The 21,161-nt window shown below is 71.4% G+C and carries 18 protein-coding genes; 14 read left to right on the top strand and 4 right to left on the bottom strand.

Going from position 1 to position 21,161, the window contains the following annotated elements:
• Positions 1 to 55 precede the first annotated feature (55 nt).
• From rsmD to ACZ4QV_RS03465, 8 genes are all read left to right on the top strand, one after another.
• Positions 56 to 640 carry a 16S rRNA (guanine(966)-N(2))-methyltransferase RsmD gene (gene rsmD, locus ACZ4QV_RS03430; RefSeq protein WP_361145768.1) on the top strand — a complete coding sequence of 195 codons (585 nt, stop codon included), beginning with the start codon at positions 56 to 58 and terminating at the stop codon, positions 638 to 640.
• Complete coding sequence (coaD, locus tag ACZ4QV_RS03435) at positions 637 to 1,146, top strand: pantetheine-phosphate adenylyltransferase (RefSeq protein ID WP_361145766.1); 510 nt, start codon at positions 637 to 639, stop codon at positions 1,144 to 1,146. The genes rsmD and coaD overlap by 4 nt, the downstream gene beginning before the upstream one ends.
• A gap of 109 nt (positions 1,147 to 1,255) precedes the next feature.
• Positions 1,256 to 2,344 (top strand): cell division initiation protein, encoded by a 1,089-nt coding sequence (locus tag ACZ4QV_RS03440; protein WP_361584049.1) that lies wholly within the window; start codon positions 1,256 to 1,258, stop codon positions 2,342 to 2,344.
• Between the two features lie 86 nt (positions 2,345 to 2,430).
• Positions 2,431 to 3,114 (top strand): YceD family protein, encoded by a 684-nt coding sequence (locus ACZ4QV_RS03445; RefSeq protein WP_361145763.1) that lies wholly within the window; start codon positions 2,431 to 2,433, stop codon positions 3,112 to 3,114.
• 2 nt (positions 3,115 to 3,116) lie between these two features.
• Positions 3,117 to 3,290, top strand: a complete 174-nt coding sequence (rpmF, locus tag ACZ4QV_RS03450; protein WP_003951102.1) for a 50S ribosomal protein L32 — start codon at positions 3,117 to 3,119, stop codon at positions 3,288 to 3,290.
• A gap of 19 nt (positions 3,291 to 3,309) precedes the next feature.
• Entirely contained in the window at positions 3,310 to 4,161 is an 852-nt protein-coding gene (gene rnc / locus ACZ4QV_RS03455; protein WP_361583875.1) for a ribonuclease III, read from the top strand.
• 170 nt (positions 4,162 to 4,331) lie between these two features.
• On the top strand, positions 4,332 to 5,192 hold the full coding sequence (gene mutM / locus ACZ4QV_RS03460) for a bifunctional DNA-formamidopyrimidine glycosylase/DNA-(apurinic or apyrimidinic site) lyase (RefSeq protein ID WP_361145757.1): 861 nt from the start codon (positions 4,332 to 4,334) through the stop codon (positions 5,190 to 5,192).
• A 222-nt stretch (positions 5,193 to 5,414) separates the two neighbouring features.
• A complete protein-coding gene (locus ACZ4QV_RS03465) occupies positions 5,415 to 5,651 on the top strand; it encodes a hypothetical protein (protein ID WP_361583872.1) in 237 nt (78 codons plus the stop codon).
• Between the two features lie 19 nt (positions 5,652 to 5,670).
• On the opposite strand, the gene ACZ4QV_RS03470 is transcribed toward ACZ4QV_RS03465, so the two are convergent.
• Positions 5,671 to 6,621, bottom strand: a complete 951-nt coding sequence (locus ACZ4QV_RS03470) for a CAP domain-containing protein (RefSeq protein WP_361145751.1) — start codon at positions 6,619 to 6,621, stop codon at positions 5,671 to 5,673.
• Positions 6,622 to 6,757: 136 nt separating this feature from the next.
• Here ACZ4QV_RS03470 and ACZ4QV_RS03475 point away from each other — a divergent pair, with 136 nt between their 5' ends.
• From ACZ4QV_RS03475 to ACZ4QV_RS03490, 4 genes are all read left to right on the top strand, one after another.
• Positions 6,758 to 7,039 carry an acylphosphatase gene (locus ACZ4QV_RS03475; RefSeq protein WP_361145748.1) on the top strand — a complete coding sequence of 94 codons (282 nt, stop codon included), beginning with the start codon at positions 6,758 to 6,760 and terminating at the stop codon, positions 7,037 to 7,039.
• Between the two features lie 381 nt (positions 7,040 to 7,420).
• Positions 7,421 to 7,627 carry a hypothetical protein gene (locus ACZ4QV_RS03480; RefSeq protein ID WP_361145746.1) on the top strand — a complete coding sequence of 69 codons (207 nt, stop codon included), beginning with the start codon at positions 7,421 to 7,423 and terminating at the stop codon, positions 7,625 to 7,627.
• Positions 7,628 to 7,922: 295 nt separating this feature from the next.
• Positions 7,923 to 11,474 (top strand): chromosome segregation protein SMC, encoded by a 3,552-nt coding sequence (gene smc, locus ACZ4QV_RS03485; protein WP_467762523.1) that lies wholly within the window; start codon positions 7,923 to 7,925, stop codon positions 11,472 to 11,474.
• 246 nt (positions 11,475 to 11,720) lie between these two features.
• Positions 11,721 to 13,139, top strand: coding sequence for a sugar porter family MFS transporter (locus ACZ4QV_RS03490; RefSeq protein WP_361583864.1), 1,419 nt, complete (start codon positions 11,721 to 11,723; stop codon positions 13,137 to 13,139).
• A gap of 152 nt (positions 13,140 to 13,291) precedes the next feature.
• Here ACZ4QV_RS03490 and ACZ4QV_RS03495 read toward each other — a convergent pair whose 3' ends face one another.
• Both ACZ4QV_RS03495 and ACZ4QV_RS03500 read right to left on the bottom strand, forming a co-directional pair.
• The gene (locus ACZ4QV_RS03495) at positions 13,292 to 14,281 is read right to left on the bottom strand and encodes an LLM class flavin-dependent oxidoreductase (RefSeq protein ID WP_361145738.1); all 990 of its coding nucleotides are present in this window, start codon (positions 14,279 to 14,281) and stop codon (positions 13,292 to 13,294) included.
• 92 nt (positions 14,282 to 14,373) lie between these two features.
• A complete protein-coding gene (locus ACZ4QV_RS03500; RefSeq protein WP_361145736.1) occupies positions 14,374 to 15,855 on the bottom strand; it encodes a purine-cytosine permease family protein in 1,482 nt (493 codons plus the stop codon).
• Between the two features lie 514 nt (positions 15,856 to 16,369).
• Here ACZ4QV_RS03500 and ftsY point away from each other — a divergent pair.
• Positions 16,370 to 17,596, top strand: a complete 1,227-nt coding sequence (gene ftsY, locus ACZ4QV_RS03505; protein ID WP_467762524.1) for a signal recognition particle-docking protein FtsY — start codon at positions 16,370 to 16,372, stop codon at positions 17,594 to 17,596.
• Between the two features lie 237 nt (positions 17,597 to 17,833).
• On the opposite strand, the gene ACZ4QV_RS03510 is transcribed toward ftsY, so the two are convergent.
• Positions 17,834 to 18,502, bottom strand: a complete 669-nt coding sequence (locus tag ACZ4QV_RS03510) for a bifunctional DNA primase/polymerase (RefSeq protein WP_361583857.1) — start codon at positions 18,500 to 18,502, stop codon at positions 17,834 to 17,836.
• Positions 18,503 to 19,680: 1,178 nt separating this feature from the next.
• Between ACZ4QV_RS03510 and nsdA the strand changes: the two genes are divergently transcribed.
• Positions 19,681 to 21,156: a transcriptional repressor NsdA gene (gene nsdA / locus ACZ4QV_RS03515; protein ID WP_361634526.1), complete on the top strand. Its 1,476-nt coding sequence runs from the start codon at positions 19,681 to 19,683 to the stop codon at positions 21,154 to 21,156.
• The last annotated feature ends 5 nt before the right edge of the window (positions 21,157 to 21,161 follow it).

Here is a 21,161-nt window from a genome sequence, read left to right on the forward strand (position 1 = left end):
GGGAGTGGTCCGCGCAGGCGGGCCGCCCCACCCGCAGCGCGAAGGACCGAGACCCATGACCCGCGTGATCGCCGGCACGGCCGGCGGCCGGCGCCTGGCCGTGCCCCCCGGCAACGGCACCCGCCCGACCTCCGACCGGGCGCGCGAGGGCCTGTTCTCCACCTGGGAGTCGCTGGACGGCACGCTGTCCGGCGCCCGGGTGCTCGACCTGTACGGCGGCTCCGGCGCCGTGGGCCTGGAGGCACTGTCCCGCGGCGCCGCGCACGTCCTGCTGGTCGAGGCCGACGCCCGCGCCGTCCGCACCATCAGGGACAACGTCCGCACCCTCGGTCTGCCGGGCGCCGAGGTGCGGGCCGGCAAGGCCGAGCAGGTGATCGCCGGGCCGGCCCCGGACGAGCCGTACGACGTGCTCTTCCTCGACCCGCCGTACGCCGTCACCAACAGCGATCTTGAGGAGATCCTGCTCACACTCCATCAACGGGGCTGGTGCGCCGAGGAGGCACTCGTCACCGTGGAGCGGAGCACCAGAGGCGGTCCGTTCCCCTGGCCGGCCGGATTCGAGGCCGTCCGGTCCCGGCGCTACGGCGAGGGGACGCTTTGGTACGGTCGCGCCGCTTCGACGTGCGACAACGCGTCATGACCGGACCGGAGAGCGAGGAACCTCAGTTGCGCCGCGCAGTCTGTCCGGGGTCGTTCGACCCCATCACCAACGGGCATCTGGACATCATTGCCCGGGCCTCCAGGCTCTACGACGTCGTGCACGTCACCGTGATGATCAACCAGGCCAAGAAGGGCCTGTTCACGGTCGACGAGCGGATCGACCTGATCCGCCGGGCCACCGCCGAGTACGGGAACGTCCAGGTCGAGTCCTTCCACGGCCTGCTCGTCGACTTCTGCAAGCAGCGCGACATCCCCGCCATCGTCAAGGGGCTGCGGGCGGTCAGCGACTTCGACTACGAGCTGCAGATGGCCCAGATGAACAACGGGCTCTCCGGCATCGAGACCCTCTTCATCCCCACCAGCCCCACCTACAGCTTCCTCTCGTCCAGCCTGGTCAAGGAGGTCGCGGCCTGGGGCGGCGACGTCTCCCACCTCGTGCCGCCCTTCGTCCTGGAGGAGCTGACCAAGCGGCTCGGTACCGAGTGACGGCCCGGGGCACGTCCTGACCTCCCGTCAGCAGGTGTCGGCGTGGGGCGCTGTGGACGTACAGTCGTCCCCGTTCCGTCGTACCGACCCGGAGAGTGGCGAGTCCAAGGTGGACGTGCAGAAAAAGCTCGACGAGATCGTCCGGACCGTCGGCAGCGCCCGGTCCATGCCCATGTCGGCCTCGTGCGTGGTCAACCGCGCCGAGCTGCTCGCCATGCTGGAGGAGGTGCGGGCCGCGCTGCCCGGGTCGCTCGCGCAGGCCCAGGAGGTGCTGGGCGACCGTGCGCAGATGGTCGAGGAGGCCCGTGCCGAGGCGGAGCGGATCATCGAGTCCGCCAACGCCCACCGCGGCTCGCTGATCTCCGACACCGAGGTCGCCCGGCAGTCCCGGGCCGAGGCCGACCGCATCCTGGCCGAGGCCCGCCGGGAGGCCGAGGAGGTCCGCGCCGAGGCGGACGACTACGTGGACAGCAAGCTGGCCAACTTCGAGGTCGTCCTCACCAAGACCATCGGCTCGGTCGACCGGGGCCGCGAGAAGCTGCTGGGCCGCGCGCCGGGCGAGGACGGCCACCCGGACGAGGACGGCGTCCAGGCGCCCGAGCGCAGCGCCGACCCGCAGACGCTCAAGGAGCGGGCCGACCGGTACGTGGACGCCAAGTTCGGCGCCTTCGAAGCCGTCCTGACCAAGACCCTGGAGGCCGTCGGCCGCGGCCGGCTCAAGCTCCAGGGCGCCCGCCCGACGGACGAGCTGGGCAGCCTCGCCGCACCGTCCGACGGCCACCACCCGGGCCACACCGGCGACGCCGAGTACCTGGCCGGGCTCGCCGAGCTGGCCGACCCCGTACCGCCGCAGCCCACCGTGCCGCCCCAGGCCCAGCCCGGGGGCCGGCAGGAGTACTACGCCGACTACACCGCCCCGGGTTACCAGCAGCAGGACGCCTACGGCTACCAGCAGGCCTCGTACGCACAGCAGGACCCGTACGGCTACGGCTGGCAGGATCCGCAGGCCCAGCAGCACCAGCACCAGCACCAGCAGCCCTACGACCCGAACGCGGCCTACCTCCAGCAGCCCCAGCCGCCCGGGCAGGACCCGGCGGGCGGGGCGGCGCAGCCCGCCGCCCTCGACGAGACCAGTCTCTTCGACACGAGCATGATCGATCTGGACCGGCTGCGGCAGTACGAGGAGGGGCGCCAGTAGCGGATTGGGCCTATCGGGACCGTTCCAGTATCCTGGCTCTTCGGTCGCGTGTACGTCCGCGATCTCTGCTGCCCGGTTGCCTGTCGGTGACGGGGTGGCTCGTACGTCAGCGTAGAAAGCAGGAAGCCATCAACGCCCGCCTCGACCACCGTTCCCCGCTCGTGTTCGACACGCGCGATCTGGGACGTCGTCCCGGCGCGCTGCAGCGGCTCTCCCGCACCGTCGAGGCCCCCCGGGACCTCGGCAACGAGGTCATCGGAGTGCCCGTGGGCGCGCCGGTGGAACTCGACTTCCGCCTGGAGTCCGTCATGGACGGGGTGCTTGTCACAGGCACCGGCCGTGCATCGGTCCAGGGGGAGTGCGTAAGGTGTCTGGAGCCGCTGGAGCGCGAGCTCGTAGCGGACTTCCAGGAGATGTTCTCCTACCCCGACGCCGACGCCAGGAACCGCACCGCGGAGCCCGGCGACGACGCCGAGGAAGAGGAGGACACTCTCTTCCTCGAGGACGACCTGTTCGACCTCGAACCCGTGCTGCGTGACGCGGTGGTGCTCGCACTGCCGATGCAGCCGGTGTGCCAGGACGACTGCCCGGGCCTGTGCTCCCAGTGCGGAGAGCGGCTCGCGGACGACCCGGACCACCACCACGACGCCGTCGACATCCGTTGGGCGGCACTGCAGGGACTCGCCACCGACCCGGCCGGCGAGAAGGACGAAAACATGAGCGGCGACGGGCCTGAATCAGCGCGCGCCGCCGAGAAGCAGGAGAAGTAGCCGTGGCTGTTCCGAAGCGGAAGATGTCGCGCAGCAACACGCGCCACCGCCGGTCGCAGTGGAAGGCTGCGGTCCCCACCCTGGTGGCGTGCGAGCGCTGCCACGAGCCGAAGCAGCAGCACATCGCGTGCCCGAGCTGCGGCACCTACAACAAGCGACAGGTCCTCGAGGTCTGATCGGCTGGTGACAGGCTCTATGTCAGACGCCCAGACGTCTCCCCGCAAGCGCGGGGCTGAAACGGCACCGGCGGACACGGCCTCGTCCCACACGCTTCTGGAAGGGCGGCTCGGGTATCACCTTGAGTCCGCCCTTCTGGTGCGTGCGCTGACGCACCGCTCGTACGCGTACGAGAACGGCGGTCTGCCCACCAACGAGCGGCTGGAGTTCCTCGGGGACTCGGTGCTCGGCCTGGTGGTCACGGACACGCTGTACCGCACCCACCCCGACCTGCCCGAAGGCCAGCTGGCCAAGCTGCGGGCCGCGGTGGTCAACTCGCGCGCACTCGCCGAGGTGGGCCGTGGCCTCGACCTCGGCGCCTTCATCCGCCTCGGCCGGGGCGAAGAAGGCACCGGAGGCCGGAACAAGGCCTCCATCCTGGCCGACACCCTCGAAGCGGTGATCGGCGCGGTCTATCTCGACCAGGGCCTCGACGCGGCCGGCGAGCTGGTGCACCGGCTCTTCGACCCGCTCATCGAGAAGTCCGCCGGCCTGGGGGCCGGCCTGGACTGGAAGACCAGCCTCCAGGAACTGACCGCGACCGAAGGTCTCGGTGTCCCGGAGTACGTGGTCAGCGAGACCGGTCCGGACCACGAGAAGACCTTCACTGCTGCTGCCCGCGTCGGTGGTGTCTCGTACGGCACCGGCACCGGCCGCAGCAAGAAGGAAGCCGAGCAGCAGGCGGCCGAGTCCGCCTGGCGGGCGATCCGCGCGGCGGCGGACGAAGCGGCCGAGAAGGCCGCGGACGCGCCGCCGGCGGGGGAGCCCGTGGTTCCGCCGTCCGGGGAGCCCGTGGTTCCCCCGGCAGGGGAGCCGCCCGTCTCCGGCTGAGCCGCAGAGCTCGTCACTCCCGGTCGTCCGTCCCGTACAGGGGAGGGCGGCCGGGCAGTGCTTTGCGGGGCCGTACCGCCCGCGCGAGGCCCGCTTCCCGCGGCTGGCGCGCACCATCCGTACCGCGTCCCCCGCGCGCTCGCGGCGGACGCCCCATGACGAGGAGAGCCGTGCCCGAGCTGCCCGAGGTCGAGGTCGTACGCCGCGGACTGGAGCGGTGGGTACGGGGCCGTACCGTCGACGCCGTCGAGGTCCTGCACCCGCGGGCCGTCCGGAGGCACACCGCCGGAGCCGTCGACTTCGCGACGCGCCTTCGGGGGCAGCGCATCGGCGAGGCCCGGCGCCGCGGCAAGTACCTCTGGCTCCCGGTCACCGACGGCCTGTCCGTCCTCGCCCACCTGGGCATGAGCGGGCAGCTCCTGGTCCAGCCGCAGGACGCCCCCGACGAGAAGCACCTGCGCGTCCGCCTCACCTTCGACGACGACGCCGGCACCGAGCTGCGCTTCGTCGACCAGCGCACCTTCGGCGGGCTGTCGCTGCACGACGCCGTGCCCGGCGACCTCGAAGGGCTCCCCGACGTCATCGCGCACATCGCCCGCGACCCGCTCGACCCGGCCTTCGACGACGCCGCCTTCCACGACGCGCTGCGCCGCCGCCGCACCACCGTCAAGCGCGCGCTGCTGGACCAGTCGCTGATCAGCGGTGTCGGCAACATCTACGCCGACGAGGCACTGTGGCGCTCCCGGCTGCACTACGACCGCCCGACCGCCACCCTCACTCGCCCCCGCACCACCGAGCTGCTCGGCCACATCCGCGACGTCATGAGCGCCGCGCTCGCCGTCGGCGGCACCAGCTTCGACAGCCTCTACGTCAACGTCAACGGCGAGTCCGGCTACTTCGAACGGTCGCTGGACGCGTACGGGCGCGAGGACGAACCGTGCCGGCGCTGCGGCACGGCCATGCGCCGCCGCCCCTGGATGAACCGCTCCAGCTACTTCTGCCCCCGCTGCCAGCGACCGCCGCGTCCGTAAGAGCCTGTGTCACCACTCAGGCTCCAAGCCCGCACACCGGCGCGCCGTAGATCCGTACAGCGCGCGCCCGGCCCGCGCGCCCACCCCGCACGCCCGGCCCCCGGGCATGCCGCCCGTACGCGGGGACCTGTACACGCCGACCCACCCGCATACGCGTGCTTTCGTACGGATGGAGATGCGACCCTGTAGCCAGGGGGCCATACCTTCGGAGGTTGGGATCCGATGGCGACGAGTATGCATCTGGTCTGGAGCTCGGCGGCGCCCGGCAGCGTCGTGTACGAGACACACGCGATCGAGGTGGTCGAAGAAGGCGGCGTACACGGCGAGGTGGTCAGCGAGCGGCACGAGGTCACGGTGCACAGCCGCACCCAGGCGGAGGAGATCGCCGCCGAGCACGGCTACGAGCTCTACCGCGACGGCGAGGAATGGGACAGCCTTCCGGAGGAAGCGGAGGGCTGAGCCGACGCCGCCGCCCGGCTCAGAAGCCGAAGTCCTGTGTCCACCACGGGCCGCCCGAGCCGAAGTGCGCTCCGACCCCCAAGGTCTTGTATTCGCAGTTCAGTATGTTGGCGCGGTGTCCGGTGCTGTGCATCCAGGTGTCCATCACCGCGCGGGCGTCGGCCTGGCCGCGCGCTATGTTCTCGCCGCCCAGGTTCTCCATGCCCGCCTCCTTGGCCCGGTCCCACGGGCTGCGGCCGTCCGGGTCGGTGTGGTCGAAGAAGCCGCGGCGCGCCATGTCCTCGCTGAAGTTCCGGGCCAGGACGCCCAGTTCGCGGTCGGCGGTCACCGGTGAGCAGCCGGCCTTCGCGCGCTCCTGGTTGACCAGGTCCACCACTTGTGACTCGGCCGCGGAGGGCGAGGTGTCCGGCGCCGCGGAGGCGGTCGGGGTGCGCTTCGGGGGCGCGGGGGTGGTCGCCGTACGGTCCGGCCGCTGCGTGCGGTCCCGGTCGGGGGCGGTGTCCGCCGCGGGCGTGGACGGGCGCCGGGGGGCCGGGGTGGCCGACGGGGCGGCGGACGACGTGGGGCGCGTCCGGTCCGGGAGGCCGGGCCGGGTCTCGCCGCGGCTGGCCTGCCCGGTGCCCCGGTCCGTGGGCGACACGGACGCCGCGTCGCGCGGCGTGGTGTGCGGCAGGGCGTCGGCGCGCACCCGCTCGCCGGAGCCGCCGCTGCCGCCCCAGTCGTACTGCCCGCCGCCGGGTAGCAGGCCCGAGGCGACGGCGACCGCGCCCATCGCCACGGCGGCCGAAGCGCCGAGCAGTCCGGTGCGGACCGGTGCGGACCGGCGGTCGCGCGCGGGGCGGTTGCCACGGTGGCGGCCGGAGTGCGCGGGGCCCGCGTGCGCGGGAGATGCGGAGGCCGGGCTTCCGGCCTGGTCCGTGGCTCCGGCGGCTTCGGGCGATGCGGGAGCGGAGCGTCGATGGCGGCCCATCCACTGCCTTCCTTCTGTCCACACGAGCGTCAACGCGCCTCACCCGTACGGGTGAGTCTCGTTTGCCGGGCGACTGTACGCCATGACGTGTGGGGCCGATGTGCCCGCCGAGCAATTGGCCGGTTAACGTGCAGACATGAACGAAGATGTCCGCCTGACCGCCTGGGTGCGCGGCCGGGTCCAAGGGGTCGGCTTCCGGTGGTTCACCCGGGCCAACGCCCTGCGGATCGGCGGCCTCGTGGGGTTCGCCCTCAATCTCGAAGACGGCCGGGTCCAGGTCGTCGCCGAGGGACCCCGCCAACGGTGCGAGGAGCTTCTGGAGTGGCTGCGCACCGGCGACACGCCCGGACGTGTCGAAGGGGTCGGTGAGATCTGGGACACTCCGCGGGGCGGTTACGACGGCTTCGCGATCCGCTGACCCGGTGCGGCGCGCGGTATCCGGGAACCGGACGCGGGGCCGGTTCTGCGTGTCCCCGTCAGATGCACAATGCAGTCATGACCTGGTGGTTGCCAACTCGGCCGACCCGTGGAAGGCTGCCGCTGTAAGGATGATCTCCACGCCCCCGAGGCGCTTTTCTGGGGAGCCGGTCCGGCGTTGCCGTGGCCGCGGACTCCCGGGCGCCCAAGGATACGGGGCGTGATCGTGTTGACCCTCAAACCTTTTGGTGAGACTCTGGAAGCCCCGCGCACCTTAGCTGTTTGGCATTGAGTTCGCAGGACAATGGCAAGCACCGCGGGTGCGAATCCCTCACGACCCACACCGCTTCGGTCGGTCACTCAGTGTGGAGGACCATCCATCATGGCAAAGGCGCTTCTCGGTTACGTCGGCGGCTCCGACCCCCGAGTCCTCTCCGAGATGCGACGGCTTCAGCAGCGCGTCCAGGACCTCGAATCCGAACTCATCCGGATGCAGGCCGAAAACGACATGCTGTCCGCTGCCGCACGTCACGACGACTCGATGCTTGAGGGCATCGACGTACCCCAGGCGGAGCCCGCGCTCACCTGACCCCATCCCCCGGGGTCAGCGGGCTGTTTCGCCAGCCGCTTGAGGCACCGCTAGCAAGATCTTCAAGGGACGCTTCGGCGTCCCTTCGTCGTTTTCCGTCGCTTTTCTCTTCGGCTCCCGGTCGGCCCTCACCGTCTGATGTGCCCTGCACCTTCAGCAACGAAACCGAAATCACACCGCCGCGAGGAGCGCGGGCGCCCGGCGACCGGCCTCGCGCTCCCCGTCCGGGCGGCCGCGCCGGGGTCCTCGTGCCGGGGCGGCTCCCGGCGGGACGTGGGCGGTAGAGTCCAACGGCGTGCATCTCAAGAGCCTGACACTGCGAGGATTCAAATCCTTCGCCTCCGCCACGACACTGCGTTTTGAACCCGGCATCACCTGTGTCGTGGGCCCCAACGGGTCGGGCAAGTCCAATGTCGTCGACGCCCTGTCCTGGGTCATGGGCGAGCAGGGCGCCAAGTCGCTGCGCGGCGGCAAGATGGAAGACGTGATCTTTGCCGGGACGACCGGCCGGCCGCCGCTGGGCCGCGCCGAGGTCTCGCTGACCATCGACAACGCCGACGGCGCCCTGCCCATCGACTACGCCGAGGTCACCATCACGCGGACGATGTTCCGCAACGGCGGCAGCGAGTACCAGCTCAACGGGGACACCTGCCGCCTCCTGGACATCCAGGAGCTGCTCTCGGACTCCGGCATCGGCCGCGAGATGCACGTCATCGTCGGGCAGGGCCAGCTCGACTCCGTCCTGCACGCCGACCCCATGGGGCGCCGCGCCTTCATCGAGGAGGCCGCCGGCGTCCTCAAGCACCGCAAGCGCAAGGAGAAGGCGCTGCGGAAGCTGGAGGCGATGAAGGCGAACCTGGCGCGCGTCCAGGACCTCACCGACGAGCTGCGGCGGCAGCTCAAGCCGCTGGGCCGGCAGGCCGCCGTGGCCCGCCGGGCCGCCGTCATCCAGGCCGACCTGCGCGACGCCCGGCTGCGGCTGCTCGCCGACGACCTCGTGACACTGCGCGAGGCGCTGCGCGCGGAGATCGCGGACGAGGCGGCGCTCAAGCAGCGCAAGGAGACCGCCGAGCAGCGGCTCAAGGAGGCGACACGGCGCGAGGCCGCCCTGGAGGAGGAGGTACGGACGCTGACGCCGCGGCTCCAGCGGGCCCAGCAGACGTACTACGAGCTGTCGCAGCTCGCCGAGCGGGTGCGCGGCACGATCTCGCTGGCCGACGCGCGGGTCAAGAGCGCGACGGCCGCCCCGTCGGAGGAACGGCGCGGCCGCGACCCGGAGGACCTGGAACGGGAGGCGGCCCGGGTCCGCGAGCAGGAGGCCGAGCTGGAAGCCGCGCTGGAGGCGGCGAGCCGGGCGCTGGAGGACACCGTCGAGCACCGGGCCGCCCTGGAGCGGCAGCTGGCGGACGAGGAGCGGCGGCTGCGGGACGCCGCGCGCGCCATGGCGGACCGGCGGGAGGGACTGGCCAGGCTGCACGGGCAGGTCACGGCCGCGCGCGGCCGGGCGGCTTCGGCGCAGGCCGAGATCGGGCGGCTGGCCGCGGCCAGGGACGAGGCGCGGCAGCGCGCGGCCCACGCCCAGGAGCAGTACGAAACCCTCAAGGCCGAGGTGGACGGGCTGGACGCGGACGACGCCGACCTGTCGCGGCAGCACGAGGCCGCGAAACAGGACCTGGCCGACGCGGAGGCCGCGCTGAGCGCCGCGCGCGACGCGCAGACGGCCGCCGAGCGGCAGCGCGCGGCGGTCTCCGCCCGCCACGAGGCGCTGGCCCTCGGGCTGCGCCGCAAGGACGGGACCGGCGCGTTGCTCGGCGCGGCCGACCGGCTGACCGGCCTGCTCGGCCCGGCCGCCGAACTGCTGACCGTCGCACCGGGCCACGAGGTGCCGGTGGCGGCGGCACTCGGCGCGGCGGCGGACGCCGTGGCCGTGGCCGACCCGGCCACGGCTGCCGAAGCGATTCGCCTCCTGCGCAAGGAGGACGCGGGACGTGCCGCGATGGTGCTGGGCGCGGGCCCGGAGTCGAGCCCGGACGTGGATTCCGGCGGCCTGCCGCTCGCATCCGAACTGGTCGGCGGCCCGGACGAGTTGCTGCGCTCCGTACGGTGGTTGCTGCGCGGCGTCGTGGTCGTCGGCTCGCTGGAGGACGCCGAGGAACTGGTGGCGTCCCGGCCGGAGCTGACGGCGGTGACCGCCGAAGGTGACGTCCTCGGGGCGCACTTCGCGCAGGGCGGGTCGGCCGGCGCGCCGAGCCTGCTGGAAGTGCAGGCATCCGTCGACGAGGCCGCGGCCGAGGCCGCCGAACTGGGCGAACGCTGTGCGGAACTGACCGTCGCTCACGAGGCGGCGCGGCAACGGCGGGACGCGTGCGCGCGGCTGGCCGAGGAGGCGGGGGAGCTGCGGAGCGCCGCCGACCGCGAGAAGTCCCGCGTCGCGGGTGACCTGGGCCGCCTCGGTGGCCAGGCACGCGGCGCCGCCGACGAGGCGGAGCGCTCGGCCGCGGCCGCGGCGAAGGCGGAGGAAGCGCTCGAACGGGCGACCGAAGAGGCCGAGGAGCTGGCCGCGCGGCTGGCGGTGGCCGAGGAGGAGCCCGGCGACGCGGAGCCGGACACCTCCGTACGGGACCGGCTGGCCGCGGACGGCGCCAACGCGCGGCAGACGGAGATGGAGGCCCGCCTCCAGGCCCGTACGCACGAGGAGCGGGTCAAGGCCCTGGCGGGCCGGGCCGACGGCCTGGACCGCGCGGCGCGGGCCGAACGTGAGGCACGGGCCCGTGCCGATCAGCGGCGCGCCCGGGCCCGCCACGAGGCGGCGGTGGCGTCCGCGGTGGCCTCCGGGGCGCGGCAGTTGCTGGCGCACGTCGAGGTCTCGGTCGTCCGGGCCGAGGAGGAGCGGCTGACCGCGGAGCTGGCCAAGCAGGAGCGCGAGCAGGCGCTGGTGGCCGAGCGCAACGCGAGCCGGGAGCTGAAGGACGAGCTGGACAAGCTGACGGACTCGGTCCACCGGGGCGAGGTGCTGGGCGCCGAGAAGCGGATGCGGATCGAGCAGCTGGAGGCCAAGGCACTGGAGGAGCTGGGCGTCGAGCCCGCCGCGCTGGCGGCCGAGTACGGCCCCGACCAGCCCGTACCGCCGTCCCCGGCCGCGCAGGGCGAGGAGCTGTCGGCGGACCCGGAGCACCCGCGCAACCGGCCGGTGGCCTACGTACGGGCCGAGCAGGAGCAGCGGCTCAAGGCCGCCGAGCGGGCGTATCAGCAGCTCGGGAAGGTGAACCCGCTGGCGCTGGAGGAGTTCGCCGCGCTGGAGGAACGGCACCAGTTCCTCAGCGAGCAGCTTGAAGACTTGAAGAAGACCCGTACCGACCTGCTGCGGGTGGTCAAGGAGGTCGACGAGCGGGTGGAGCAGGTCTTCACCGAGGCCTTCCACGACACCGCCAGGGAGTTCGAGGGCGTCTTCGCGCGGCTGTTCCCGGGCGGCGAGGGGCGGCTGGTGCTGACCGACCCGGACCACATGCTCACCACCGGCCTGGACGTGGAGGCCCGCCCGCCGGGCAAGAAGGTCAAGCGGCTGTCGCTGCTGTCGGGCGGCGAGCGGTCGCTGACCGCGGTGGCGCTGCTGGTCTCGATCTTCAAGGCGCGCCCCAGCCCGTTCTACGTGATGGACGAGGTCGAGGCGGCGCTGGACGACACCAATCTGCAGCGGCTGATCGGGATCATGGAGGAGCTGCAGGAGAGCTCCCAGCTGATCGTGATCACGCACCAGAAGCGGACGATGGAGGTCGCCGACGCGCTGTACGGGGTGTCGATGCAGGGCGACGGCGTCTCGAAGGTCATCAGCCAGCGGCTCCGGTGACCGCGCGCAGGGTACCCGGCTGTGGCATACACGCTTCCCGCGACCCCGGCACGCTTCATAACTTGAACGCAATGACCGCGAAGCTCCGGCGAAACAAATTCATCACGACCTATTGACTTCGAAACTTGAAGGCATAGGGTCTGCAACGTTGCTTTTACCTTCAAGTGGTGGGTACCCCCAACCTATGCGCCACTGGAAGGGCCAGCCCCCTACGCCCGGCAGCGCAGCCGGGCACTGGAGTACACGTTGACCAGCACCGCGCAGCCGACGACTCCGGAAGGCCGCAAGGCCCAGCCGGATCACCTCGGCCATGTCATCTTCATCACCGCGGCTGCCGCGATGGGCGGCTTCCTCTTCGGCTACGACAGTTCCGTGATCAACGGCGCCGTCGAGGCGATCCGCGGCCGCTACGAAGTGGGCTCCGCGGGGCTCGCCCAGGTGATCGCCATCGCGCTGATCGGCTGCGCCATCGGCGCCGCCACGGCCGGCCGGATCGCGGACCGCATCGGCCGGATCCGCGTCATGCAGATCGCCGCGGCGCTCTTCACGATCAGCGCGGTCGGCTCGGCGCTGCCGTTCGCCCTGTGGGACCTGGCCATGTGGCGCGTCCTGGGCGGCATCGCGATCGGTATGGCCTCGGTCATCGGCCCGGCCTACATCGCCGAGGTCGCGCCGCCCGCGTACCGGGGGCGCCTGGGCTCCTTCCAGCAGGCCGCGATCGTCATCGGCATCGCGATCTCGCAGCTGGTGAACTGGGGCATCCTCAACCTCGCCGGCGGTGACCAGCGCGGCAAGCTGGCGGGTCTGGAGGCCTGGCAGTGGATGCTCGGCGTGATGGTCGTACCGGCCGTGCTCTACGGGCTGCTCTCCTTCGCGATCCCCGAGTCGCCCCGCTTCCTGATCTCCGTCGGCAAGACCGCCAAGGCCAAGGAGGTGCTGGCCGAGGTCGAGGGCCGGGGCGTCGACCTGGACACCCGCGTCTCGGAGATCAAGGAGGCGATGCGCCGGGAGCACAAGTCCAGCTTCAAGGACCTGCTGGGCGGCAAGGCCGGCTTCCTGCCGATCGTCTGGATCGGTATCGGCCTCTCGGTCTTCCAGCAGCTCGTCGGCATCAACGTGGCGTTCTACTACTCCTCGACGCTGTGGCAGTCCGTCGGCATCAACCCGAGCAGCTCGTTCTTCTACAGCTTCACCACCTCGATCATCAACATCATCGGCACCGTGATCGCGATGGTCTTCGTGGACCGGATCGGCCGCCGTCCGCTGGCGCTGATCGGTTCCGCCGGTATGGCCGTCGCCCTCGCGCTGGAGGCCTGGGCCTTCGCCTCGAAGACCGCGGACGGCACGCTGCCGACCGCCCAGGGCACGGTCGCCCTGGTCGCGGCCCATGCCTTCGTGCTCTTCTTCGCCCTGTCCTGGGGCGTCGTAGTCTGGGTCTTCCTCGGTGAGATGTTCCCGAACAAGATCCGTGCCGCTGCGCTCGGTGTCGCGGCGTGTGCGCAGTGGATCGCCAACTGGGCCATCACTGCCAGCTTCCCGAGCCTTTCCGACTGGAATCTTTCGGGTACGTACGTGATCTACATGATCTTCGCTCTGCTCTCGATCCCCTTCGTGCTGAAATTCGTGAAGGAGACCAAGGGCAAGGCGTTGGAGGAGATGGGCTAACAACCCCCCGCCAGCCCTTCTCCTCAGTTGTGGGCAGCTGCCCCGGTCCGTCCGTCGGATCGGGGCAGCTCCTTTATCGCGCGCCAGGGCTCGCGGGCACTTCTTTTCCCCGTGAATGGTTTTCCGTTGAAGCAGGGAAGCGGGCCGGCGCCTCAGCTCTCCTTCAGGTGCGGAACCACCCGCTCCGCGAACAGGTGTACGGAACGCCAGCCTTCGTCCACCGGCATCCCGCCGCACAGCGGATGCAGGATCAGCGACCCCGTCGGCCCCGCCTCCCCGGCCAGCCGCACACACTCCTCGGGTGTCACGATCCGGTAGACCCCCTCCCGGCGCAGCGCCGCCACGTCGTCGGCGGCGGACCGCACGGCCGACTCCGCACCGGGGGCCTGCCACGCGGCGTACGTTCGCGCCTCGTGCAGCAGATGCCCGCCGTACTCGGCCCAGGACCGGTCCGGATCCTCGGACACGTGCAGCAGACTCGTACGGGCGTCGGGCTGCAGCACCCAGCCCTCGGTCCCGTACTCGGCGCGCCGCGCGTGGTAGTACGCCTCCAGCTCGGGCAGATGCGCGCTGGGGAAGAGCGGCAGCCCCAGCCGTGCGGCCCGGCGCGCGGCGGCCCGGGAGCTGCCGCCGACCAGCAGCAGCGGATGGGGCTGGGTGTACGGGCGCGGGGTGACCCGCACCGTACGGCCCCGGTAGCGGAACGGCTCACCCTTCCAGGCGGCGAGCAGCGTCTCCAGCACCTCGTCCTGGAGCTTGCCCCGCCAGTGCCAGTCCCGGCCGTGCGCCGCGTACTCCTCGGGCCGGTAGCCGATGCCCGCCACGGTGACCAGCCGGCCGCCGCTCAGCAGATCCAGTACGGCGATCTCCTCGGCCAGCCGCAGCGGGTCGTGCAGCGGTGTGATCAGGGCGGAGACGGTGACGGTGATCCGCCGGGTGGCGCCCAGGACCGTGCCGGCGAACGCCAGCGGCGCCGGCATCCAGCCGTTGTCCGTGGCGTGGTGCTCCTCGGTCTGGACCGTGGTCAGGCCCCGGTCGTCGGCGAAGGCGGCCATCTCGACGGCCGCCCGGTAGCGCGCGCTGAGTGAGGCGGGGGTGGGGGAGGGGTCGGCGAGGTTGAAGCGCAGGACCGTTACGGGCATGACGAACGTCCCCTTCACCGAGGCGGTGGGCCCGGTTGGCGAAGGGGACGCTAGCTGACGTCACATCAGGTGAGAAGGGTGCGGGCGCTGAATCAGCCGACCGGCGCCGGCTCCGCGGCCGGGGCGGCGGCACCCGCGGGCACCGTCTCCTTCGGCTTCGGCAGCACCGCGAAGACCACCGCGGCGATCACGATCGTGGCCGCCCAGCCCAGGCCGTGCTTGCCCGGCCAGGTCTCGGCCAGCGGGCCGGTGAACCAGGTGACCTTGGTCAGGCACAGGCCCACCACCAGCGCCGCGGCCCAGGCTGTCAGCGCCTGCCAGCAGAAGCCGCCCGCGTACCAGTAACGGCTGGCGCGGCTGACGTTCATCAGGCTATCGCCGTCGTAGCGGACCGCCATGTTCCGGCGGCGCGCCATGTCGACGGCGTACACCCCGATCCAGGCGGAGAAGGACACCGCGAGCAGCGTCAGGAAGGTGATGAACTGGCCGATGAAGTCCTTGGCCACCAGCATCATGAACGCGCCGCCGACCAGGCTGATGACCGCGTTGATGCTCACGGCCAGGGCACGCGGCAGCTTGACGCCCATGGTCTGCGCGGTGAAACCGGCCGAGTACATCGACAGGCTGTTGATCAGCAGCATCCCGACCAGCGCGGTGATCAGGTAGGGGATCGCCAGCCAGGTCGGCAGAACCTCGCCGAGGAAGGACATCGGGTCGGTGTTCTGGTTGGCCAGGTCGGGCTTGGAGACGGCCATGATGCCGCCCATCAGCACCATCGGGACCATCACCAGGGCCGCGCCGGAGATGGTGGTGCCGACGATCTTCTTGCCGGAGGCGGAGTGCGGCAGGTAGCGCGCGAAGTCCGGACCGGTGGGCACCCAGCTGATGCCGCCCGCCGCGATGGTGCCGATACCGGCGATCATCAGGGCGGTGCTGCCCGCCGACTGGGAGAAGATCTTCCCCCACGGCATCTCGGCGATCAGGTAGACCAGCACCATGATGCTGAAGACGCTGAACAGGTACGTCGAGTACTTGTTGCAGACGTTGAGCGCCTTCCGGCCCATGCCGCTGACCAGGAACGTCGTCGCGACGAAGAGCAGCAGCGTGATCACAGTGAGGACGTTGTTGGCCTCGATGCCGAACAGCAGCTTCAGGACCGTCAGTACGGCGTACGCGCCGCTGACCGCGTTGATCGTCTCCCAGCCGAAGCGGGCCACCCACAGGATCGCGCCCGGGAAGTAGTTGCCCCGCACACCGAAGGCGGCACGGGAGAGCATCGCGCCGGGCGCGCCGCCCCACTTGCCGGAGACCGACAGCACGCCGACCATGCCGAAGGAGACGACGGAGGCGATGGCGGCCACGATCAGGACCTGCCAGAAGTTCAGACCGTTGGTGATCACCAGGGAGGCACCCATGGTGAGCAGCAGCACGCTGATGTTGGCGGCGACCCAGGTCGGGAAGAGTTCGCGGACGCGGCCGTGGCGTTCGTGGTCGGGGACGGGCTCGATGCCTCGTTGCTCGACGGCGCCTTCGGTTTCAGGAGCGGACATGGTGTCCGTGGACGTGGTGCCCATGGTGCAGGTGTCTCCGTGCGGGTTCAGGCAGCGGCTGTGATGCCTGGCGAAGGGGAGGGGGTTGCCAGGACTCTACGCGCGTTGCGCAGCCGAGAGCTATCGTACTTTGATCCAACTTCGGTTCATACGCCTTGTTGTGTCCAACGACGACCGCTCGCTGTCCCCGAACTCGTCGGAGCCTCCCGTCCGGTCGGCTGAGGCGCAGGTCAGGCGGGGTGTGCGGCAGTCCGGAGCAGGGGCTTTCAACGCCCGGCCGACACGACGGATATCGACCGCGCCCCCGGCGCGGGGGTGCGTGCGCCGGTGGGCAGGCGGCGCCGCGCCGGGTCAGGCGGCCGACCTGGGCCGACGATCAGGGCCGCCGCGCTCGGGGCCCGGACTGTGGTACACGATGTCCGGACTTTTCCTCCAGGGGGTGGCGAGCGGCCCCGCGGCGAGTGAACCCGGACAGGCGACGTCCAGGTTCGGCGTGTGCGGTCCCGCACGGCGGGGTGTGACCGATACTGGACGGGTTATGGAAATCGTCATCCTTGCTGTAGTCATCGCTGTGGTCGCGCTCGGCGCGATCAGCGGGCTCGTCGTCAGCAGCCGCAAGAAGAAGCAGCTGCCGCCGGCCCCGCCGACCACCCCGTCCGTCACCGCGCCCCCTGCGGAGCCGCAGGTCGGTGAGGACGCCGAGACCCCCCGCGACGAAACCCGTCGCACCATAGAAGAAGTCGACCTGCCGCCGGCCGAGGCGCCCGTCGAGGAGCCGGTGGCCGAAACGCCGCCCGCCCCCGCCGCCCCCGAGGTCGAGGTCCCCGAGCCGACCGCCGGCCGGCTCGTGCGGCTGCGCGCCCGGCTCTCCCGCTCCCAGAACTCGCTGGGCAAGGGCCTGCTCACGCTGCTCTCCCGCGAGCACCTCGACGAGGACACCTGGGAGGAGATCGAGGACACGCTGCTCACCGCCGACGTGGGTGTCGCGCCCACGCAGGAACTGGTGGAGCGGCTGCGCGAGCGCGTGAAGGTGCTCGGCACCCGTACCCCCGAGGAGCTGCGCGCGCTGCTGCGCGAAGAGCTGCTCAAGCTGATCGGTACGGACCAGGACCGCGCGGTCGCCACCGACAACGCGGTGGGCAAGGACGGCCAGGAGATCCCCGGCGTCGTCATGGTCGTCGGCGTCAACGGCACCGGCAAGACCACCACCACCGGCAAGCTGGCCCGTGTCCTGGTCGCCGACGGCAAGTCGGTCGTCCTCGGCGCCGCCGACACCTTCCGCGCCGCCGCCGCCGACCAGCTCCAGACCTGGGGCGAGCGGGTCGGTGCCCGTACGGTCCGCGGTCCGGAGGGCGGCGACCCGGCCTCGATCGCCTTCGACGCGGTGAAGGAAGGTATCGCCGAGGGCGCCGACGTGGTCCTCATCGACACCGCGGGCCGGCTGCACACCAAGACCGGCCTGATGGACGAGCTGGGCAAGGTCAAGCGGGTCGTGGAGAAGCACGGCCCGGTCGGCGAGGTCCTCCTCGTCCTGGACGCCACCACCGGCCAGAACGGCCTGGTGCAGGCCCGCGTGTTCGCGGAGGTCGTGGACATCACCGGTGTCGTGCTGACCAAGCTGGACGGCACGGCCAAGGGCGGCATCATCGTCGCGGTCCAGCGGGAGCTGGGCGTACCGGTCAAGCTCGTCGGTCTCGGCGAGGGCGCGGACGACCTGGCGCCGTTCGAGCCGGAGGCATTCGTGGACGCCCTGATCGGCGACTAGGGCGGGCAGATGGCCTTACGGGCGCAGCCGGTGGGAAGAGCCCCGCAGCGGATGATCGCTGCGGGGCTTTTTGGTGGGTGGGGGGCGGGGCGGGGCTTCTGGGCGGGAAGGCGGGGTATGCCGGGGTACGCCGTGGCGCGGGGAGGCGGGGCGTGGCGTGGCGGGCTGCATTGCGGCGCGGGTGCGGCGTAGGCGGGCGGGGGCGCGGATGGGGCGCGGTTCCGTCCGGGCCCGAGGTCAAGCGGCCGACCGGTGGCACACGTACGCGAGTGTGCCCAGCAGCAGCCGGGCCTGCGGCGGCCGCCCGGCCGTGTCCAGGGTGGGCGGCCGCAGCCACCGCATCGGGCCGAGCCCGCCGAGGTCGGACGGCGGGGCCGTGACATGGTCGCCGGGGCCGCGCGGACACAGGTCGAGGGCGGCGTCGTCCCAGCCCATCCGGTAGAGCAGACCGGGCAGCCCGGCGGCGGCACCGGGCGCCACGAAGAACAGGGCGCGGCCCGTCGGCGTGGCGGCCACCGGACCGAGCGGCAGACCCATCCGTTCCAGCCGTACGAGCGCGCTGCGCCCCGCCCCTTCCGGCACTTCGAGGACGTCGAAGGTCCGGCCCACCGGGAGCAGGACGGCCGCACCGGGCGTCCTCGCCCAGACGTCGGCGGCCTCCTCCAGCGTCGCGCCGGCCGCCAGTCCGTCCGCGTGGGCCAGCGGGTGCGCGCCGGGGGAGGCGCAGTCGTCCGCACCGCACGAGCAGACCGTACGTCCGTTCCCGCCGCGGGCCGCGCGGGCGCCGGGCACCACGTCCCAGCCCCACAGTCCCGTGTACTCCGCCACCGCCGTGATCTCGGTCGAGCGGGCGCGACGCCGTGAGCCGGACCGGATGTCGCGGATGCCGCCGATCGTGAAGCCCATGCCTCCTCCAACGGGTGGTGCGTGCCAGTGGTTACGTGTGGGAGCGAAGTCGTGACGCTCCGTCAGGAGAGGTCGGTGTCCGTGGCGCGTTGTGGTGCGGTGGGTGGTGCGGCGTGCGACGCGCGCCTGTGCGCACTCCTTTCCGTCCGTCTCCTCTCGACCTGTGTCAAGTCAATCGCGAGGACCGGCCGGGGAGTTCATTCAAAGGGGTGGCGAATGGTGGCGTTTAGCGGATCGCCCTCGCCGCGGGCGTGATCGTAGGATTACTTTCGGTGCACGACCCGGGGCGGGACGCTGCGGGCGTGGGTATGCCGGAGGCAACGCACCGGCGGGTGAACCCTGCCGAATCGGGTTGGCTCAATTCCGTGGTCGGGTAGGTCCACCCCGTACCGGTCGCCGCAACAGACGGCATCCTGTGGGAGGTTCAACGGAATCCTGTGGCAGATTCACGGGACACGGCCGCGACGCACAGCGGCAGGGCGGCCGTGCGGAGCGGTGCGGTGAACCGGTGCGCGAACAGCGCGATGGCGCGGTACCGAGGCACTACGGCGACGTGGAGCGGCGACGTAGAGCCATGACGTAGCGGACACGGCAGGGATACGGCGGAGAAGCTGCCGCAGGACATGCCGGACCGGCAGACGCAGGAAGCAGCAGACGTACGAAGCAGCAGAACGGGAAGTAACGCGAGGCGACGCGAACGCGAAGTGCCGAAACCGATGCGGCAGTGTCAACGGTCGGTCGTACCGGCGCAACCCGTGGGGCCGGCAGTTCCGCGGGACGGCCGGTCCTACGGGACCGGCGGACAACCGTAGGGCGAGCGGCGATATCCGGAACGACAGCAGTACTTGACCAGCAGCAGTACGCGAACGACAGCGGTACCGGAACAACAGCAGTACCGGAACAACAGCAACACCACGACGTGGACGCAGCGGCGCGGAAACCGTCCGCAGCGGCCACAGCGCGGCCGGGCACCGGCGGGGCGGCACCCTCCACGTACCGCACCGGACCGGCACCGCGGCCGCGGCAGGAACACCGCGCCGGCGCAATGAGGCATCGGGGCGGTCCGGACCGTATTAGCGGACGTATGGAAAAGAAACCCGGAAGCGGCGAAGAGCGGCGATGCGAAGCGATGGCGCGGCGCAGTGAAGCAAGGCAGCAATCGGAATGGGGGCGTTCCAGTGGGCGGCAGTGGCGGCACCGGCGCTGACAAGCGTCCCAACGAACCGTTGGGCTCATGGTTCGTGCGCAGCGGCTGGTCGAAGGGCGAGCTGGCACGACAGGTCAACCGGCGCGCACGCCAGATGGGCGCGCACCACATCAGCACCGACACCTCGCGGGTACGGCGCTGGCTCGACGGTGAACAGCCGCGCGAGCCCATCCCGCGCATCCTCTCCGAACTGTTCTCGGAGCGGTTCGGGTGTGTGGTCGGCATCGAGGACCTCGGCCTGCGTACCGCGCACCAGTCCCCGTCCGTCTCCGGCGTCGACCTGCCCTGGGCCGGCCCCCAGACCGTCTCGCTGATCAGCGAGTTCTCCCGCAGCGACCTGATGCTGGCACGCCGGGGCTTCCTGGGCACCTCCTTGGCGCTGGCCGCCGGGCCCGCGCTCATCGAGCCGATGCAGCGCTGGCTGGTGCCGGTCTCACCCGGCCAGGCGTCCGCCGCGCAGCAGGCGTCCCAGGAGCGTCCCCGGCGCTCCAACCGGCTGTCCAGCCCGGAACTGGACCTGCTGGAGTCGACGACCGTGATGTTCCGCCAGTGGGACGCCCAGTGCGGCGGCGGACTGCGCCGCAAAGCGGTGGTCGGCCAGCTCCACGAGGTCACCGACCTGCTGCAGGAACCGCAGAGCGAAGAGGTCTCCAAACGGCTGTTCAAGGTCGCCGCCGAACTGGCCGAGCTGGCCGGGTGGATGAGCTACGACATCGGCCTGCAACCCACCGCGCAGAAGTACTTCGTGCTCGCCCTGCACGCCTCCAAGGAAGCCGACGACCGCCCGCTGGGCTCGTACATCCTCTCCAGCATGAGCCGCCAGATGATCCATTTGGACCGCCCGGACGACGCACTGGAGCTCATCCACCTCGCGCAGTACGGCAGCCGCGAATCGGCCACGCCCCGCACCCAGGCGATGTTGTATGCGATGGAGGCGCGGGCGTACGCGAGCATGGGCCAGCCGAGCAAGGTCAAACGCGCCGTGCGGATGGCCGAGGACACCTTCGGTGACGTGACGCCCGGTGACCCCGAGCCGGACTGGATCCGCTTCTTCTCGGAGGCCGAGCTGAACGCGGAGAACGCCCATTCCTACCGCGATCTCGCCTACGTGGCCGGGCGCAGCCCGACCTACGCCTCCCTCGCCAACCCCGTGATGCAGCGGGCGGTCGAACTCTTCTCGCGGGACATGGAGCACCAGCGTTCGTACGCGCTCAATCTGATCGGGATGGCGACGGTGCACCTGCTCCAGAAGGAGCCGGAGCAGTGCGCGGTCCTGGCGCAGCAGGCCATACCGCTGGCGAAGAAGGTCCGCTCGGAACGGGTCAACACCCGGCTGCGCAAGACTGTGGACACCGCGGCGCGGAACTTCGAAAGCGTGGCCGAAGTGATCCAGCTCAGCGACGAACTGGCCCAGCAACTGCCGGAAACCGGCGCGGAGGCCGTCTGACCGCA

The organism is Streptomyces sp. NPDC026394, from assembly GCF_055567735.1.